Source organism: Micromonospora globispora (assembly GCF_003857015.1).
In the GTDB taxonomy this organism is placed as follows: domain Bacteria; phylum Actinomycetota; class Actinomycetes; order Mycobacteriales; family Micromonosporaceae; genus Micromonospora; species Micromonospora globispora.
In genome coordinates, this window is sequence record NZ_QGGF01000283.1 from 1 (window position 1) to 15140 (window position 15140).

General features: G+C 68.7%; 16 protein-coding genes and 1 pseudogene. 7 read left to right on the top strand and 10 right to left on the bottom strand.

The window, feature by feature from the left end; all coding sequences use genetic code 11:
• Positions 1–220: 220 nt before the first annotated feature.
• Entirely contained in the window at positions 221–1252 is a 1032-nt protein-coding gene (locus DKL51_RS13375) for a DMT family transporter (RefSeq protein ID WP_124812109.1), read from the bottom strand.
• Between DKL51_RS13375 and DKL51_RS13380 the strand changes: the two genes are divergently transcribed.
• The gene (locus DKL51_RS13380) at positions 1251–2657 is read left to right on the top strand and encodes an aminotransferase-like domain-containing protein (protein ID WP_124812110.1); all 1407 of its coding nucleotides are present in this window, start codon (positions 1251–1253) and stop codon (positions 2655–2657) included. The genes DKL51_RS13375 and DKL51_RS13380 overlap by 2 nt on opposite strands.
• A gap of 252 nt (positions 2658–2909) precedes the next feature.
• Here DKL51_RS13380 and DKL51_RS13385 read toward each other — a convergent pair whose 3' ends face one another.
• Entirely contained in the window at positions 2910–3860 is a 951-nt protein-coding gene (locus DKL51_RS13385) for a quinone oxidoreductase family protein (RefSeq protein WP_109966073.1), read from the bottom strand.
• A 219-nt stretch (positions 3861–4079) separates the two neighbouring features.
• Between DKL51_RS13385 and DKL51_RS13390 the strand changes: the two genes are divergently transcribed.
• Positions 4080–4595: a putative immunity protein gene (locus DKL51_RS13390; protein ID WP_109966069.1), complete on the top strand. Its 516-nt coding sequence runs from the start codon at positions 4080–4082 to the stop codon at positions 4593–4595.
• A 165-nt stretch (positions 4596–4760) separates the two neighbouring features.
• Here DKL51_RS13390 and DKL51_RS13395 read toward each other — a convergent pair whose 3' ends face one another.
• The 4 genes from DKL51_RS13395 to DKL51_RS13410 all read right to left on the bottom strand — a co-directional run bounded on the left by DKL51_RS13395 (position 4761) and on the right by DKL51_RS13410 (position 9548).
• Positions 4761–5081 (bottom strand): hypothetical protein, encoded by a 321-nt coding sequence (locus DKL51_RS13395; protein WP_124812111.1) that lies wholly within the window; start codon positions 5079–5081, stop codon positions 4761–4763.
• Between the two features lie 318 nt (positions 5082–5399).
• Complete coding sequence (locus tag DKL51_RS13400) at positions 5400–6431, bottom strand: glycoside hydrolase family 3 N-terminal domain-containing protein (protein ID WP_207786340.1); 1032 nt, start codon at positions 6429–6431, stop codon at positions 5400–5402.
• Between the two features lie 745 nt (positions 6432–7176).
• Positions 7177–8130, bottom strand: a complete 954-nt coding sequence (locus tag DKL51_RS13405) for a sigma-70 family RNA polymerase sigma factor (protein WP_109946849.1) — start codon at positions 8128–8130, stop codon at positions 7177–7179.
• Positions 8127–9548 (bottom strand): MFS transporter, encoded by a 1422-nt coding sequence (locus tag DKL51_RS13410; protein WP_124812112.1) that lies wholly within the window; start codon positions 9546–9548, stop codon positions 8127–8129. Before DKL51_RS13410 ends, DKL51_RS13405 begins: the two co-directional genes overlap by 4 nt.
• A gap of 127 nt (positions 9549–9675) precedes the next feature.
• Between DKL51_RS13410 and DKL51_RS13415 the strand changes: the two genes are divergently transcribed.
• Complete coding sequence (locus DKL51_RS13415) at positions 9676–9978, top strand: hypothetical protein (protein ID WP_124812113.1); 303 nt, start codon at positions 9676–9678, stop codon at positions 9976–9978.
• A 41-nt stretch (positions 9979–10019) separates the two neighbouring features.
• Here the strand turns inward: DKL51_RS13415 and DKL51_RS13420 are convergent, their stop codons facing one another.
• From DKL51_RS13420 to DKL51_RS36315, 3 genes are all read right to left on the bottom strand, one after another.
• On the bottom strand, positions 10020–10382 hold the full coding sequence (locus DKL51_RS13420; RefSeq protein WP_221623173.1) for a nuclear transport factor 2 family protein: 363 nt from the start codon (positions 10380–10382) through the stop codon (positions 10020–10022).
• A 67-nt stretch (positions 10383–10449) separates the two neighbouring features.
• Positions 10450–10965: a zinc-binding dehydrogenase gene (locus DKL51_RS36310; RefSeq protein WP_260428471.1), complete on the bottom strand. Its 516-nt coding sequence runs from the start codon at positions 10963–10965 to the stop codon at positions 10450–10452.
• Positions 10966–11012: 47 nt separating this feature from the next.
• On the bottom strand, positions 11013–11366 hold the full coding sequence (locus DKL51_RS36315; RefSeq protein WP_260428472.1) for an alcohol dehydrogenase catalytic domain-containing protein: 354 nt from the start codon (positions 11364–11366) through the stop codon (positions 11013–11015).
• Positions 11367–11468: 102 nt separating this feature from the next.
• On the opposite strand from DKL51_RS36315, the gene DKL51_RS13430 reads away from it, so the two are divergent.
• The 3 genes from DKL51_RS13430 to DKL51_RS13440 all read left to right on the top strand — a co-directional run bounded on the left by DKL51_RS13430 (position 11469) and on the right by DKL51_RS13440 (position 13276).
• Positions 11469–11966, top strand: a complete 498-nt coding sequence (locus DKL51_RS13430; RefSeq protein ID WP_109946850.1) for a DinB family protein — start codon at positions 11469–11471, stop codon at positions 11964–11966.
• Between the two features lie 155 nt (positions 11967–12121).
• Positions 12122–12466 carry a hypothetical protein gene (locus tag DKL51_RS13435; RefSeq protein ID WP_109966066.1) on the top strand — a complete coding sequence of 115 codons (345 nt, stop codon included), beginning with the start codon at positions 12122–12124 and terminating at the stop codon, positions 12464–12466.
• A 327-nt stretch (positions 12467–12793) separates the two neighbouring features.
• Positions 12794–13276 carry a hypothetical protein gene (locus DKL51_RS13440; protein ID WP_109947417.1) on the top strand — a complete coding sequence of 161 codons (483 nt, stop codon included), beginning with the start codon at positions 12794–12796 and terminating at the stop codon, positions 13274–13276.
• Between the two features lie 19 nt (positions 13277–13295).
• Here the strand turns inward: DKL51_RS13440 and DKL51_RS13445 are convergent.
• Positions 13296–14930, bottom strand: a pseudogene (locus tag DKL51_RS13445) (IS481 family transposase); the annotation flags it as partial.
• 62 nt (positions 14931–14992) lie between these two features.
• Between DKL51_RS13445 and DKL51_RS13450 the strand changes: the two are divergent.
• Positions 14993–15140 (top strand): transposase (locus DKL51_RS13450; RefSeq protein ID WP_148097714.1); only part of this gene is annotated, 148 nt, incomplete at its 3' end.

Sequence of the window (15140 nt, forward strand, 5' to 3'; positions counted from 1 at the left end):
ACTCGGCAATCGCCTCGTCGGCATCCTGCACGGCTGCCTCAAGACCGGCGCCGCCTACGACGAGACAACTGCCTGGGCCCATCTCCACCCCAGTTCTTGACAACGAAAAACATAGGATGTCTGCCGCCGACCGTGCGCTATGCCGCGTCACGGCAAGCGGATCGAGCCGGCGTCCGGTCGTGCCGCGTTGAGTGTGGCCGGGTCCGTCACGTCCACAAGTTCAGGGATTGATGGGTGTGGTCGGCCGCTCGCGGGAATGCCTTGCGCCGGGAGCGGCCCCCGCGCATGGGGCTGGAAGGGTGCGGTGCACCGCGTGGGCGGTGGCGTCCTGGTCTGTTGCGCGCGCGCTGCGGGTGCGCTGGATCAGTACGACGCAGGCCAGCACGACCAGCGCCGCCCCGATCGAGGCAGGGGTGACGGTCTCTCCGAGCAGTAGCGCGGACCAGAGCAGGGTGAGTACCGGCTGTGCGAGCTGGATCTGGCCGACCTGGGCGATGCCACCTCGGGCCAGACCTGCGTACCAGGCGAAAAAGCCCAGGAACATGGAAATCGCGGTGAGGTATCCGAACGCCGACCAAGCGGCGGCGTCGGCGCGCGGCGGGTGAGCCGAGGCGGCGACCAGCGTGATGAGCAGGGTGACAGGCAGCGAGAGCAGCAGCGCCCAGCAGATCGTCCGTGCGCCGCCCAGTTCCCGGGCGAGCGCGCCGCCCTCGGCGTATCCCAGCCCACACAGGACGACCGCCGCGAGCAGGAACAGGTCGGCGGCCGACAGTGCGCCGCGCACCGCCCCGCTGGTGATCAAGAAGGCGAGGACCGCCACCAGCCCGCCGACGCTGGCGACCCCGAACAGCAGCGGTGGGCGCTCGCCGGCCCGCAGTACCGCGAACACGGCGGTCATGGCGGGCAGCACGGTAATGACGACCGCACCGTGTGCGGACGTCTGGGTGGTCAGTGCCAGCGAGGTGAAAAGCGGGAAGCCGACGACGACGCCAAGGGCGACGATCGGCAGCCGCCGCCACTGGCTCCGGGTGGGCCGCGGCGCGCCGGTGAAACGTAGGTACGCCCATGCCAGTAGCGCCGCACCGACGGCCCGGCCGAAGGCGACGAACCACGGGTCGAGTTCCTGCACGGCGACGCGGGTGGCGGGTAGCGACATGCTGAAGGCGAGCACGCCCAGCGCGCCGAGCGTGAGGCCGATGACCCGATCCGCCGTTACCGTGGTTGCGACAGTAGCGCTACTCTTGTCTCTCATGGACGACGGTAACGCAGTGGCCCGCGTTATCCAAGATCTGCGCGGGCTCGTGGCCGCCGCAGACCCCGGAACACGGCTGCCCTCGGTGCGCGAGTTGACCGCCCGGCACCAGGCCTCGCCGGTGACCGTCGCCGAGGCGGTCCGACAGCTGGTGGCGCAAGGGCTGATCGAGACGCGACCGGGGAAGGGCACCTTCGTGGCCGCAATGCCGAACGAGCGGCGCGCCCCCGACCTGTCGTGGCAGACGGTGGCGCTCGGTGCCCGCAGATCGGGCGAGGATGAGATGCAGGCGCTACTCGCGTTACCGCGGCCGGGAGCGATTCCGCTGTCTGGCGGCTACCTGGACGCAGATCTGCAGCCGGCTGCGGCGCTCGGCGCCGCGCTCGCCCGCGCCGCCCGGCAGCCCGCGGCCTGGCAGCGCGGGCCGGCCGAGGGGCGTGAGGACCTACGAGCCTGGTTCGCCCGTGAGGCCGGGGCCCGGCTGCGCGCCGACGACATGGTGATTTGCCCGGGCGGGCAGGCGGCGCTGTCGTCCGCGTTACGCGCTCTTGCCGCACCCGGCGACACCCTGCTCGTCGAGTCCCCGACCTATTTGGGGGCGCTGGCCGCGGCCCGGGCGGCTGGGCTGCGGGTAGTACCGGTGCCCGCCGACGCCGACGGCGTACTGCCCGACCAACTCGCCGCCGCGTTCGCTCGCACCGGCGCGCGACTGTTCTACTGCCAACCGCTCTACGCCAACCCGACCGGTGCGACACTGACAGCTCACCGCCGAGCTGAGGTCGCCGACGCCATACGCGACGCCGGAGCTTTCCTGATCGAGGACGACTACGCGCGCGACCTCGCCATCGATGGAGAAGCCCCGCCACCGCTGGCCGCCGATGACCCTGACGGGCACGTGATCTATCTGCGCTCACTGACCAAGTCCGCCGCTCCCGGCCTACGTGTCGCCGCGATCGGCGCCCGCGGCCCAGCCGGCGCCCGGCTGCGCTCGGGCAGGTTGCTCGACGACTTCTTCGTCGCCGGCCCGCTGCAGCAGGCCACGCTGGAGTTCGTCACCGCGCCGGCCTGGACGCGGCACCGCCGCGCCCTGCGCACCGCGCTTCGGGCACGGCGCGAGGCGCTGCTGACCGCACTGCACCGGCACCTGCCGGGACTCGCCCCACCGGCGATCCCACGCGGCGGCCTGCACCTGTGGGCCCGCCTGCCCGACAGCACCGACGACGGCGCCCTGGCCGCCGCAGCTGCCGCCGAAGGCGTCATCGTCTTCCCCGGCCGCCCCTGGTACGCGGCCGAACCCCCGGCGCCGCACCTGCGCCTGACGTACGCCGCAGCCCCACCCCACCTCATGGACGAGGCCGTCCGCCGCCTCACTCGCGCCCTCGGACAAGAAACGACACGTTCGTAGACTGCCTACTGCACCAGACAGTTCGCTGGTATCCGCGAACAAAATCACGTGCACGCTTCTAGCCGCGATCCGCGCGCTACGCAGCGTCACGCCGAGCTGGCCCGGCTGCCGTCGGGACGTGCCGAGAAGAGGGTGTTCCCCTCAACCCAGTTGAGCGACGACATTCGCTGTGCTGCCGGAGGTTGCTTGGGCAGAGCGGGCCTGCGGCAGAGCGGGCCCGATCGGCGTCCTGGCTCGATGTGGGCTCAAAGCTCAGGGACGCAGGGTTACCTTGCCGGTGGTTCTGCGGGCGAGGAGATCCTCGAAGGCACGGCGGGCGTCCTCAAGGGGATATGCGGCATGGACCATCGGCTTCAGCACTCCGGCAGCGGTGAGCGCGAACATCTCGGTTAACGGCTCCGCATAGGTGCCGGGAACGGTGAGGGCCGGTCGCAGCCAGAAGCCCATCACGGCGGTGTTGCGGTCCGCGAGGGCACCCGGGTCGACGGGCGGACGGCCTTCGCGGGAGGCATTGCCGAAGGTGACCAAACGTCCGAAATTCGCCAGGATATCGAGGCCGGCGCTGAACACGCGGCCGCCGATCGATTCGAGGACGATGTCCACCGGCATGCCGTCGTTGGCGTCGAGGACCCGCTCGGCGTAACCGTCCGCGTCGCTGGACACGGCGACGTCCGCGCCTAGCGAGAGCGCCAGGTCGCGTCTGGCGTCCGTGGAGGCTGTCGCGATGACACGCCCGGCACCGAAGTGCTTGGCGAGCTGCACAGCGAGCGAGCCGACACCGCCGGCCGCGGCGTTGACGACGACCGTCTCGCCACGGCGCATCCGCGCGCAGCTCTTCAGTACATGCCAGGCGGTCAGTCCCTGGACGAGAAGCGCGAGCGCCTCGGCGTCGCCCACCCCATCGGGCACCACCACGGCGTCCGCGTCTTCGACGACCGCACGCTCAGCGAAGCCACCACCGCCGAAGATCGGCGCGAGCACGCGACGGCCGTCAGTCGTCCGCCCGACCACCTCCGTGCCGGGGATGAACGGTAGCTCGGGTGCCGGATGATAGGACCGGGCGATGCGGCTGGTATCGGCGAAGTTGACTCCTGCCGCGCTTACGTCGATGAGCAGTTGCCCATCGACTGCCACCGGCTCCGACACATGGACAAGGTTCAGAACTTCGGGGCCGCCGAAACGGGCGCACTGCAGGACTCGCATGATCTGCACCGTATACCGCGCCTGGCGCCAACCGGCCAGCACATGGGCCGACGCCGTGATCAGTCAACCTCATCTGCCGCTGGTCGCGCGCCTATGCCGAGTACAGGATGTGTGAGGGAATTCCGGGTCAGGGCGCACGGCGCCCGAAGGCCCGCTCTGGTGCTCGAACGACGCTACGGTTGACGATGCGGCCCGTCCCCTTAGAAGGAGCGCCCAAGCATGATCCTCCCGAAGGTTCGGGACCCTCGCTTCATCACGCTTCGTCGCGGTGGGACCCTCACTGATTCGGATCATCATCTGCTCGCTCTTTGGGCGGCGTCGTGCGCGGAGCACGTCCTTCACCTGTTCGAGTCGGTTCAGCCTGAGGACCCGCGACCACGTGAAGCGATCGAGCACGCCCGCGCCTGGGTGCGTGGTGGGGTCAAGATGATGCAGGCTCGCGCGGCGGGCGGCCATGCAATGGGCGCGGCCAGAGACCTGCGTGGGGCAGCACGGCATGCCGCGTACGCTGCTGGCCAGGCGGGGGCCGTCGCACACGTCGCCGCGCACCAACTCGGTGCGGCCGCCTATGCGATCAAGGCCGCAGGTGCTGCCGCGCTGGAAGGCGAGAGCGATGCCGCAGGGCGACTCGAGTGCCGATGGCAGCGTGACCAACTCCCGGAGGCGATCCGGGAGCTCGTGCTCGACGACCAGCGGTTGCGGAACGACATCTGCTGGTCGGTGTTTGACTGCTGAGCGGGCGTGGGGCTGCGAGCCCAACCCAGCGCTCATTCGAATCTGCCCTTGTCCGCTCGGCCTGGCGGGTCTGTCGGGGTCATGCTCCGCAGATGACTTGGTCGGGCGGGCACGCTGTGTCTGCCGTGTCGCCCGTTGCCTGCGACCACGCGATGCCGGCACGGTTCATCCGCCGCCGGGTCCCTTCGACTCGCGCTGATCAGCATCCATGGACCTCGGCGCACGACTCGGCGCGGTGGTCTTGGGAAAGAACTTGACGAACGGCCCCCGCCCGCTGCCGTCGAACTGCACATGAGTACGCGTCAACCAGTTGTCGCTCTTGCCCTGGTTGAACCGGCGACGTCTCCATCCGCGCACCAGCGGATCAAGGTTCGCCGGGGCATACGGATCGTTGCCGTGGCGACGTCGATTACGCGCACCAATGATCCCGCCGATCATCAGGTAGGCGAAGAATGCAACCGGGATGAGCGAGATGACGATCTTCATGCTGGTCTCCCTCGGCTGATTCCTTCCATCTACCCAACCGGTGGATCGACCGAACGCGCCGTCTGGCATGGACTGGCCGTGCTGCTCAGGGGGAGAATGACCCAGCGAGGCGTAGGACTGCACGGCTATCCGGACTTGCCGCGGACCTCAAGCGTCATCCGAGGCCCCCGCCGGGGCCTCTGAGACCAGGCAATCCGGCAGCCGGCAAGCGGCAGCCGGACCTGTCACTCACGTGAAGTGACCACCTGAGATCGGACACCTGCACCCCGTTCGCGGCACAACCCGGTGTCCACACCCGAGGAAAACCTCACTAGACAGTCAATGGAGACGGGCCCGCAGGGCGGCGATCCGATCCGCCGCGGCGATGAAGCTGGTGGAGTCGAGCTGGCCCCCGGTCTGGGCGTTGACCAGGGCGGCGGTGGCGGCTTCGCCCTGGCTGACGTCACGGGCGGAGCACAGGATGAGGTCCATGCCGGCGGTCGCGGCGGCGACCGCGCGCTGGCCGGTGCTGCCGTAGCCAGCCAGCGCACCGGCCTCCAGGGCGTCGGTGACGGTCACCCCGGTAAACCCGATGCGGCCGCGCAGTTCCTGCCTGACCACGGTCGGCGACAGGCCGGCCGGGCGGTTCGGGTCCAGCGCCGGGTAGATGGCCCAGGACACCATGACGAGGTCGACGCCGCTGGCTACGGCGGCTGAGTACGGGAACTCGTCGGTGCCGCGCAACCCGGCAAGCGACTGGGACAGGGTGATCGGCCCGGTGTCAGTGTTCTGGGCCGTTGCCGCCCGTCCCAATCCGGGGAAGTGCTTGGCCGTGGCGGCCACGCCGGTGCGCTGCTGGGCGGTGATGAACGCCCGCCCCAGGGGCGCGACGGTGCCGGGGTTCGCGCTGTAGGAGCGCTGGTACTGGTCGACGAAGTTGCCCGCAGTGGAGTAGACGTCGAGAACCGGGGCGAGGTTGACGTTCATGCCCACTGCGGCAAGGGTGCGGCCGGCTCCGGTGCCCGCCGCGGCCGCCCCGGCCACCGGATCGGCGGACTGGCCGATCTGCTTCTCCGACAGCACGGGCGCCCCCGGCAGCCGCCGGATCAGGCCACCCTCCTGGTCGACCATCAGCAGCAGCGGCACGTGGACGGGGCTTTGCGCCTGGGCTCGTCGCAACTGGGCGATCACCGAGCTGATCTGGGCGGTGCCGGCGATGTTCTCCCCGAAGAAGATCACCCCGGCGGCCTCACCGGCGCGGATGATCCTCAACAGGCTAGCCGGTGGTGTCAACCCGGGATACGAGTAGATGATCCGCTGCCCGGCCAGTTGCCACCTGGTCAGGTCGGCCGACCTGGTCGGCCCCGGCACGGACGGTACCGGCGCGGGTAACGTGCCCGGGGCCTTCGTGGGCGGCGACGCGGTCGATGTGGGCGGCGATGCCACCCGTCCCCCACCCGACCCACCGGGCGCGGACCAGATTGAGCGTGCCGCATCAGGGGTGGACGGCCCGGGCGCGGGGGCGTGCGAGGACTGGCAGGCGACCATGGCAAGGCCGAGCGTCCCGGCCGCCAGAACGGTGCGAACCTTCGCCGCTGAGTACATGGCCACCTCCGCGTAAACCGCACCGATCCCGGTGCGCCTGACGGGACCCGACGATCAGTCGACGGTGACCGGTCTGCGGTGTTCCGATCTCATCCGCCGGCGACGATGAACGGTGCATCCGCTCCGGCGGCGATCGCCAGCGCTGCGCCTGCGGTATGGGTGACTCCGTGTCTCACCGGACCCCGTGCGGCGGCTCTGTCACTAAGCAGTATGCGCGGGACATTCGTCGGTGACTAGTCGCCCACGTCCTCCACATATGACCCTTGGACGTCCACATCTGCCGCTGACCGCGCGCCCGGTCAGCGTCCGCTCGTGCCGAGAAGCGTGCGCCATTACATAGCGGCCACATATGCGGACGAGATCCCGGCCGCTGTGGGGTTCCTCTATTGGCGCGGGCACCACTCGCGCGCTGGCGAGCCGGGTTACCGAGGAGTTTGGGCGCATGACGGCGTCGGTGCTCACCATCGCTGGGATCATGTCATCCGGCCCCAAGGGGCCGCCGGCCGCGCCTTCACGTCTGTAAAAAACGGTCGATCGGGAGGCCGAAGGAGCCGAACAGGTCTGCCCGATGGAAGGCAAGCACCGAGGACACGCCTGCTTTGGTCAAGGTCAGCACCTGGATCGAGTGCGCGTGGAAGGCGCCGTCGCGGCCGCGGGTGTACCACGCGAACGCCGGTTGCCCGTTCGCGGACGTCTCCACCATGATCCGCACGCCCTCCCCTGGCGCCATCTTCGCCCTGAGCAAGCGCAGTACGTTGTCGCGACCGTTGAACCAAGTCGGGATCGGCGGCATCTCCCACCGGGTGTCTTGAGTCAGCAGACCTTCCAGAGCGACCAGGTCCGCCTTCTCGAAGGCCTTGGCGTACTGGTCGAGCAGGGCACGACGTACAGGCTCGTCTGGTTCGCTGAACTGGTCCTCAGCGGGTGCGAGCTTGGCCAGCTCGGCACGAGCCCTCTGGAGCGAGCTGTTGACCGCTGCAGTGGTCGTGTCGAGCAGACCGGCTACCTCAGACGCCTGCCAAGCAAGCACATCCCGCAAAATCAGCACTGCGCGCTGCCGCGGCGTCAGGTGCTGCAGCGCGGCAACCATCGCCAGTCTGAGGCTCTGCCGAGTCCCCACGACCAGAGCCGGGTCAGCGCTCAACAGCAGGTCCGGGAACGGCTCCAGCCAGCTGGTCTCCAGGGCCTGCGCCTCCAGGTCATCCGGGTCGGTGCCGGGAGCACCTAATGCCGACGGCACCATCCGGCGACTGGTGTGCTGCAAGGCGTTCAGGCAAACCCGGGTCGCGATCCGGTAGAGCCAGGTCCTGACCGACGAGCGCTGCTCGAACTCCGCAAACCCCCGCCACGCCCGCAGGTACGTCTCCTGCGCTGCGTCCTCCGCGTCGTGCAGCGACCCGAGCATCCGGTAGCAGTGCGCGACCAGCTCACCCCGGTACTGCGCGAACTCGTCCTCCAGGTTCATGCCAACTCCCGGACCGGTTCCTGCCGAGCAACCAGTGCACCCGGACTTGTACTACGCCGCATGGCGATCCCGAGTCCTGCGAGTGCTCCGAGCAGCGAGAGTACGCCGCAGACGGCCAAGGCTCGGGTGAATGCGGTGGTGAAGGACTCGTAGCCCCCGGCGGCGGCGAACACCGCGGCCAGTACGGCGACTCCGGCGACGCCGCCGAGCTGCCGCATCATGCTGTAGATGCCGGAGGCGATTCCGACGGCTTCGCGTGGCAGTGCTCCGATGCTGGCGCTTTGCGTCGCCGGCATCGCCATCGAGACGCCGCAACCGGCCACGATGAGCGGCAGCACCAGTTCGGAGTAGTGGATCGTGCTGCTGCTGACCTGGCTGATCCAGAACATGCCGACCGCTTGCAAGGCCAGCCCGGTCACCACCAGCGGACGTTCACCGATCCGATCCACCAGACGGCCGGCGATGGGCGCTACCAAGAACAGCGTGGCCGTCCATGGCAGGAGTTGCAGCCCAGCCTTCAAAGGACCGGAGCCGAAGGCAGCTTGCATGAACTGGGCGAGGAAGAACACGGCACCGAAGAGCGCCGCGGTCAGGAAGAAGCCGGATGCGTTGCCGGCCGAGAACGCCCTCGACCGGAAGAACGTCAGCGGCACCATCGGCTGCGGCGCGCGCCTCTCCCAGGCCAGGAACCCCAGCAGCAGGAGGCCTCCGAGCACGAACGAACCGATCACCTCCGGGCTGTTCCAGCCCGCTGCGGCCCCGCGGACGACGCCCCAGACGACGCCGAGGACGGCGAGGGTGATCAGCATCGCTCCGCCCGGATCGAGCCGGCGAGCTGCTCCCCTGCTCTCGGGAATCCACCGGAGGACGAGGGGAATCGCCAGGGCACCGACTGGCACGTTGATCCAGAAGATCCATTGCCAGGCGAGCCCTTCGGTCACGGCACCACCGATCATCGGACCGCCCAGCACCGCCAGACCGGTCAGGCCGCTGAAGATGCCGATCGCCCGGCCGCGGCGTTCAGGCGGGAAGGCAGCACCGAGCAGGCTCATCGCCAACGGCATCACGACCGCCGCGCCGATTCCCTGGAAGGTCCGGGCGGCGATCAGTAACGGCACCGAGGTCGCCAGCGCACACGCGATCGACGCGACGGAGAAGAGGGCCAGGCCGGCTGCGAACGTCCGGCGCCGGCCCCACCGGTCGCCGATCGCCGCCGCGGTCACCAACAGCATCGCGAAGCTGAGGCTGTAGGCGTTCACCGTCCACTCCAGCTGTTCGATCGATGCGCCGAGATCCTGCCTGATGGTGGTCAGCGCCGCCGCGACCACCAGGACGTCGAGCGCCACCATCACCGAGCCGATCGAGGTCAGGCCCAGCACCCAGCGCTGCTCGACGGTTATCCGTTCCTTGCTGCTCACTAAGGTCCTCCAGACGTTCGCTGTCACTGGTACTGACAGCGGCGGAGGACCGAACTCATCGCGGCGATGAGTTCGGGGTGTTGGCGCGGTCAGAAGAAGTGACAGCCAACGACTGAGGAGAACCGTGATGACCGCAGCAGTGATCCGCTACCAGACCAAGCCCGAGGCCGCCGACGAGAACCAGCGCCTGATCAAGAACGTCTTCGCAGAGCTGGCGAGCACGGCACCACCCGGCCTGCACTACAGCTCCTTCCGGCTGGCCGACGGCGTCACCTTCGTCCACGTAGTCGACGGTGAGGGCCTGCCAGAACTGGCTGCCTTCCAGGAGTTTCAACGCGCCTTCGGCGACCGGCTGGCCGTCGGTCCCGCCCGCGACGACGCCACCCTGGTCGGCTCGTACTCCGCCGGGGTGGTGCCCGCGAACGGCTAGCGCGAAGGCCCGGCGGCGAGTCGGGTTGGCAGGTGAAGCGTTCAGGCTGCGTCGAGTGAACTGAACTGGATGCCGGCGAGTTGCCATCCGTCGGGCAGTTCGATCCACACCTGACTCAGTCGGACTGCCAGCGTCATCACCTCACCACGCCAGGTCGCCCGGCTGCGCTGAACGCAGCGCACGATCGCGGCGCGGTCGTAGTAGCGCACGTCCAACTCGGCTGTCTCCAGGGAGAGGTAAGCGAAGTCAGCGTGTCGCTCGATCCACTGCCGTTTGTCAAGCTGGAAGCCCCGCTCGCCGATGGACACGAAGTCATCCGCCAGCAGGGTGTTCAAGCGATCGGTATCGGCGTGCAGCTCGGCGTCGTCGAAGGCTTGTCGGAGTTGGCGGATGTCGGTTGTCACGTGGTGATCCTGTCGCTGGTGGTGTCGGACGGTTGGACTTGCAGGAAAAGGCACAGGACAGCCGGTTTCACATCGTGACGACCAGCTTGCCGGTCGTGTGCAGGCGGACGAAGTCGACGCATGCTTGAACGCCATCGTCAAGGGTGTAGCGGCGGCCGATGGTGGCCGACAGGTCGCCGCGGATCGCCAGTTCACCGACCTCGCGCATCCCGCCGAAGGCGCCGTCCATGTCCAGCACGAAAGCCAGACCGACGTCGTCGCGCCCGATCCACTCCTGCTGCGGTACCGGATAGGTGATCGTGAGGAGGCGTCCGCCGGGGCGTATGGCGCTGGCAACTCCGGCAAGGTGGTCGCCCGGCAGGGTCAGGTTGAACGCGACGTCAACGTCGGAGGGGTACTCGGATTCCGCGTACCCGATGGTCTCGTCAGCGCCGAGAGCTCGAAGGATGTCGGCATCAGCGGTCGCGGTAGCGATCACCCGCGCCTTTGCGTGAGCGAGTAGCGGGACCACCGCCGTACCGACACCGCCGGTAGCGCCGACGACCAGGACGGTTTCGCCGGGCTGCACCTCGGCGGTGGCCATCAGCGCCCGTGCGGTCAGGCCGATGGTGGGCAGGGCCGCCGCCTGCTCTACGTTGAGGCCGCCGGGCGGCGCGCCAGAAACGGGGTGTCGGCCTCGAAGACCGCGTACTCGGCAAGCGAGCCGGTGCTCAGCGACGGCCGGGTAGCACCGGCCATCGCGCGCAGCACCCGAGGCACGGCCTGGCCGAAGATCTCGTCACCTACGCGGTACGCGGTCACGCCGGCGCCGACCTCGCTGACCGTGCCGGCGAAGTCGTTGCCGGGCACGTGAGGAAACCGCAGTGGCACGGTGTCGCGGAACTCCCCGCTGGGCAGCCGGACGTCCGCCGGGTTGATCGACGCTGCGACGATCCGGACCTGGACCTGACCCGGCCCGGGCTGGGGCACCGGCACGTCGGCCACCGTGTACTCCTCGGGTGGTCCGTAGCCGGTCGCGACAACTGCCTTCCGCTCGTGCCGATGTCCGCTAGTTGCTCCTGGGCGACGGTCTGGAATGCTTCGCCCATGCCTTCCTACCCGCCTACCTTCGCCGACCAAGTCGTCGCACAGCCAGCCCGTGGCCAGTTCGAGGCGTTCCTCGACGAGCACCGCGGCGCGCTCAATGGCTGCTTGGACGGGCTGACAGAGGAACAGGTGCGCCGATCGTTGGTGGCCTCCCGGACCACGCTGCTGGGTCTTGTGAAGCACGCGACTTTCGTCGAGAAGGTCTGGTTTGACGAAGCCGTCACGTGCCGGTCGCGCGCTGAGATCGGCATCCCTGCGACGTCAGACGAGTCGTTCATCCTCGATGACGACGACACGATCGCCACCGTCCAGCACGCACACCGCGAAGCCTGCGAAGCATCACGCCATGCGACGTCATCCCTGGGCCTGGACGACATCCTTCACGGGCACCGGCGGGGCCCGCTTCCGCTGCGGTGGGTGTATCTCCACGTGCTGCGCGAGCTCGCCCAGCACTGTGGGCACGCAGACATTCTTCGAGAGCAGCTCATCAACGAGTAGTGCGCGGACGTCCGCTCATAGCCGCAGATCGGACGCTCCGTTCTGTCACGGTCGCCTGGCCGCACCGCCTGCCCGTGTCGAAGAGTGGATGCCCTTCCCCCACGGTGATGAGGTTGGGTTGGATGTCGCAGTCCACGGCCACGTAGGCTCCGGGCATGCACGGCACCCTGACCGAGCACGCCCGGTGCCTCTATGGTGATGAGTATCGATCGAAGCCAGAGTGCGATCGCGAACACCGGGAGCACTACTTTGTCGAGGAGCTGACTTTCGCGGACGCGGATGTCATCCTCGCCATGTTGCGGGAACTGTGCCCGAATGTGGTCGACGGCCACCTGCCGGTCTGGATCCGTAACCTCGCATACCGTCTTGTTCTCCTGCAGCGACCAGACGAACCGTCGCTCATGCGCGAGGCGGCGGGAAGCCTCTACATGTACGGTCCCGACTGGGACGACATCGCGGCAGACCTCCGCCGCCAGGCCGACGCGCTGGACAGCCAGTGATCGTGGCAGATCATGTACGTCCCAGCCTGATGCCAAGGTCAAGGTCAGGTGCGCGGATCTGCCGCGATCAGCGCGCTGATGTGTCGCAGATCAGTTGGCGGACGCGTGCCGCACATCAGTCGACGGAGGACACGGCCAGCTGCCGGCGTGTCTGCCGGCGTGTCTGCCGGCGTGCCTGGTCTCGCATGATGGTTGACGGAACGGCGTCGCAGGACGCTTGACACCAGGTCGTGATCGAATAGGTCCGGTGCTTGCGGTCGATGGTAAGGGTGTCAGGCTTCTGAGGCGGCCTGGTCCTGTCAGCCGTTGCGCCCCTACGATCTGCTGATGATCGAACCGTCGCCGGTCACCCGGTCGTCGTTGCGGCACGTGTTGCCGATGGTGGCGCCGATGCCGATGGCCGAACTCCCGACCCGCACGTGGTCCGACGAGCAGTGGGAACGGATCAAGCTCGGTTACGAGGCTCGCGGCATGGACGAGAAGTGGAACGTGTTCGTTGAGGATCAGGTCGCGTTCCTGCATCGCAGCTGGACGGGCAACGGGATCTTCGAGGCATCGTTCTCGCCCGTTGGCGGTGGTTGGCGTATCTCAGCGGCGGTGGTGGAGTCCGATCCGTCGCGTTACCGTCGCAGCTCCGATCGATACGACCGGGTGATGGTCGAGCTTGTGCTCAGCGCGATCGTGCTCGGTGAGCCCGCCGTGGATCTGCGCGCCGAGCTTGTCGCGCTGACGTCGCAGGAGTCTGGACGCACCGACCTTCCCGCGGGCCTCGTCGAACACAGCGCGCTCGGGTTGAGGTCGACCGCATAGCCAATGAGAAGCTGCCTTGTCACAGACGATGGCGAGGCTGCTGAGCTTGACCCGGGATGGTGATCTGGTGTTTGGCTCTGGTGCGGTTCAGGTCGGTGGTGCTACGGCGGGGCACGGCTGTGATCGGGCTGTCGGCGTCGTAGACGGTGATGGTGTGCTCGTCGAGGGCGACGGTGACGAGTTTGCGGGCGTGGACCTTCCCGACTTGGATCTTCTGTCCGGCGATCTGGAAGCTGCCGTTGACCGACACGACCCGCTCAACCGTCGGGGCGGTGGCCGGTGGTGGGACCGGGGAGGCCGGTCGGGCATCGCGGATGCGGCCGAGCGCCGTGGGCGGCAGTGGGCAGCGCAGGGTGCGGCGCAGCTGCCCGGCGTCGTCGATGACGTGCAAGAGGATTCCGTCGAGGCGGACCCGGATGCGTTGGCCGGCAAGGGGCATGCCGACGCTGATCTGCCGGCCGGCGATGCTGATGCCGCCGCAGGCGTTGACGACCCTGTCGATCTCGACGGCGGTGGTCCGTGATTCGGACTGTGGCAGCGGAGGCGGTCCGGCGGGTGCGCCGCCATCGGCCAGGAGGCGGGCCAGGTCGCGCTGGGACAGCCTGGACGGGCTGGACTTGATCCGGCCGCCGTCGGCGGTCAGGACGTGCAGCCGGTCGGTGTCGACCCAGATCGTCACTGAGGCGCCGGCGAGGGCGGGGCCGAGCCACACCTGCTGCTGGGCGACGGTCAGGTTGCCCGACGGTGGCACGACCCGGACCAGCTGCACCGGCTGCGGCCGGCCGGTGGACACGGTCAGCGACGTGTCGACCTCGACAGACGGCGGCTTCCTCGGGGCTGGCGGTGCGGTGGGCAGCAACCCGGCCGGCAGACGCAGAGGCAGGGTCTCCGCCACGGTTCGGTCTCGGCCTGGAATGGGCCGGTGGAACCGGTCGGCGGGGAAGGCGTCGTCAATGCCCTGGTGGGGCCGGTCGTAGTTGTATTCGGCGACGAACAGGTCCACCGCGGCCTGGGCCTCCTCCAGGGTGGCGAACACCCGCCCGTCCAGGCACTCACCCTGCAGGCTCTGGTGGAACCGTTCCACCTTCCCGGTGGTGGTCGGGGTGCGGGGTTTGGTGTTGCGGGCCACGATGCCGTTCTCCCGGCAGATCCGCTCGAACAACACCTCACCCGGGCGGGGCTTGGTGAACCGGCCGGTGAACTGCTTGCCGTTGTCCGTCAGCACCTCACCCGGCATCCCGAAGCGGGTCAGGGCGGCGGCGAACGCGGCGCAGACGGCCCGGCCGGTGGCCCGACGCACCACCGTGGCGATGACGCAGTAGCGAGAGTGGTCGTCCAGCCCGGTGATGACCTTCGCCTCGCTGCCGTCAGCGAGGAGGACCCCGCCGACGATGTCCATCTGCCACAACTCCATCGGCTCCGGGCGTTCCCACCGCCGATAGTCCTCCCGCCGGCGCTTACGCGGCACCGCCGGAACGAGATTGTTGCGCCGCAGGATCCGATACACCGTCGCCCGAGCCGGCGCAGGAGTCACACCACGACGCCCGGCCTCGAACCGCAACCGACGCGGACCCCACCGCGGATGATCCCGCCGCAGCTCACACACCAACGCCTCCGTGGCGGCGTCAACCCGGTGCGGGCAGACATGGGGACTGCCCCCGGTTCGGTTGACTCCTGACCTGTGAGGATGCGTTCCTCGCTGGAAGGATGTCTGTCATGCCGAAAGCGTTCCCGCCGGAGTTCCGCCGTGACGTGGTCGCGGTCGCCCGCAAGGGTGAGGCGCCCATCGCGCAGATCGCGAAGGACTTCGGGATCTCCGAGTCGTGTCTGCACCGCTGGCTCAAGCTCGCCGACATCGAGGACG

Coding starts and splice junctions, on each gene's coding strand:
- DKL51_RS13430 (WP_109946850.1), top strand. CDS start 11,469: ATGCCTTCCTACCCGCCTACCTTCGCCGACCAAGTCGTCGCACAGCCA.
- DKL51_RS13380 (WP_124812110.1), top strand. CDS start 1,251: ATGGACGACGGTAACGCAGTGGCCCGCGTTATCCAAGATCTGCGCGGG.
- DKL51_RS13415 (WP_124812113.1), top strand. CDS start 9,676: ATGACCGCAGCAGTGATCCGCTACCAGACCAAGCCCGAGGCCGCCGAC.
- DKL51_RS13390 (WP_109966069.1), top strand. CDS start 4,080: ATGATCCTCCCGAAGGTTCGGGACCCTCGCTTCATCACGCTTCGTCGC.
- DKL51_RS13435 (WP_109966066.1), top strand. CDS start 12,122: ATGCACGGCACCCTGACCGAGCACGCCCGGTGCCTCTATGGTGATGAG.
- DKL51_RS13375 (WP_124812109.1), bottom strand. CDS start 1,252: ATGAGAGACAAGAGTAGCGCTACTGTCGCAACCACGGTAACGGCGGAT.
- DKL51_RS13385 (WP_109966073.1), bottom strand. CDS start 3,860: ATGCGAGTCCTGCAGTGCGCCCGTTTCGGCGGCCCCGAAGTTCTGAAC.
- DKL51_RS13395 (WP_124812111.1), bottom strand. CDS start 5,081: ATGAAGATCGTCATCTCGCTCATCCCGGTTGCATTCTTCGCCTACCTG.
- DKL51_RS36310 (WP_260428471.1), bottom strand. CDS start 10,965: ATGGCCACCGCCGAGGTGCAGCCCGGCGAAACCGTCCTGGTCGTCGGC.
- DKL51_RS13440 (WP_109947417.1), top strand. CDS start 12,794: ATGATCGAACCGTCGCCGGTCACCCGGTCGTCGTTGCGGCACGTGTTG.
- DKL51_RS13405 (WP_109946849.1), bottom strand. CDS start 8,130: ATGAACCTGGAGGACGAGTTCGCGCAGTACCGGGGTGAGCTGGTCGCG.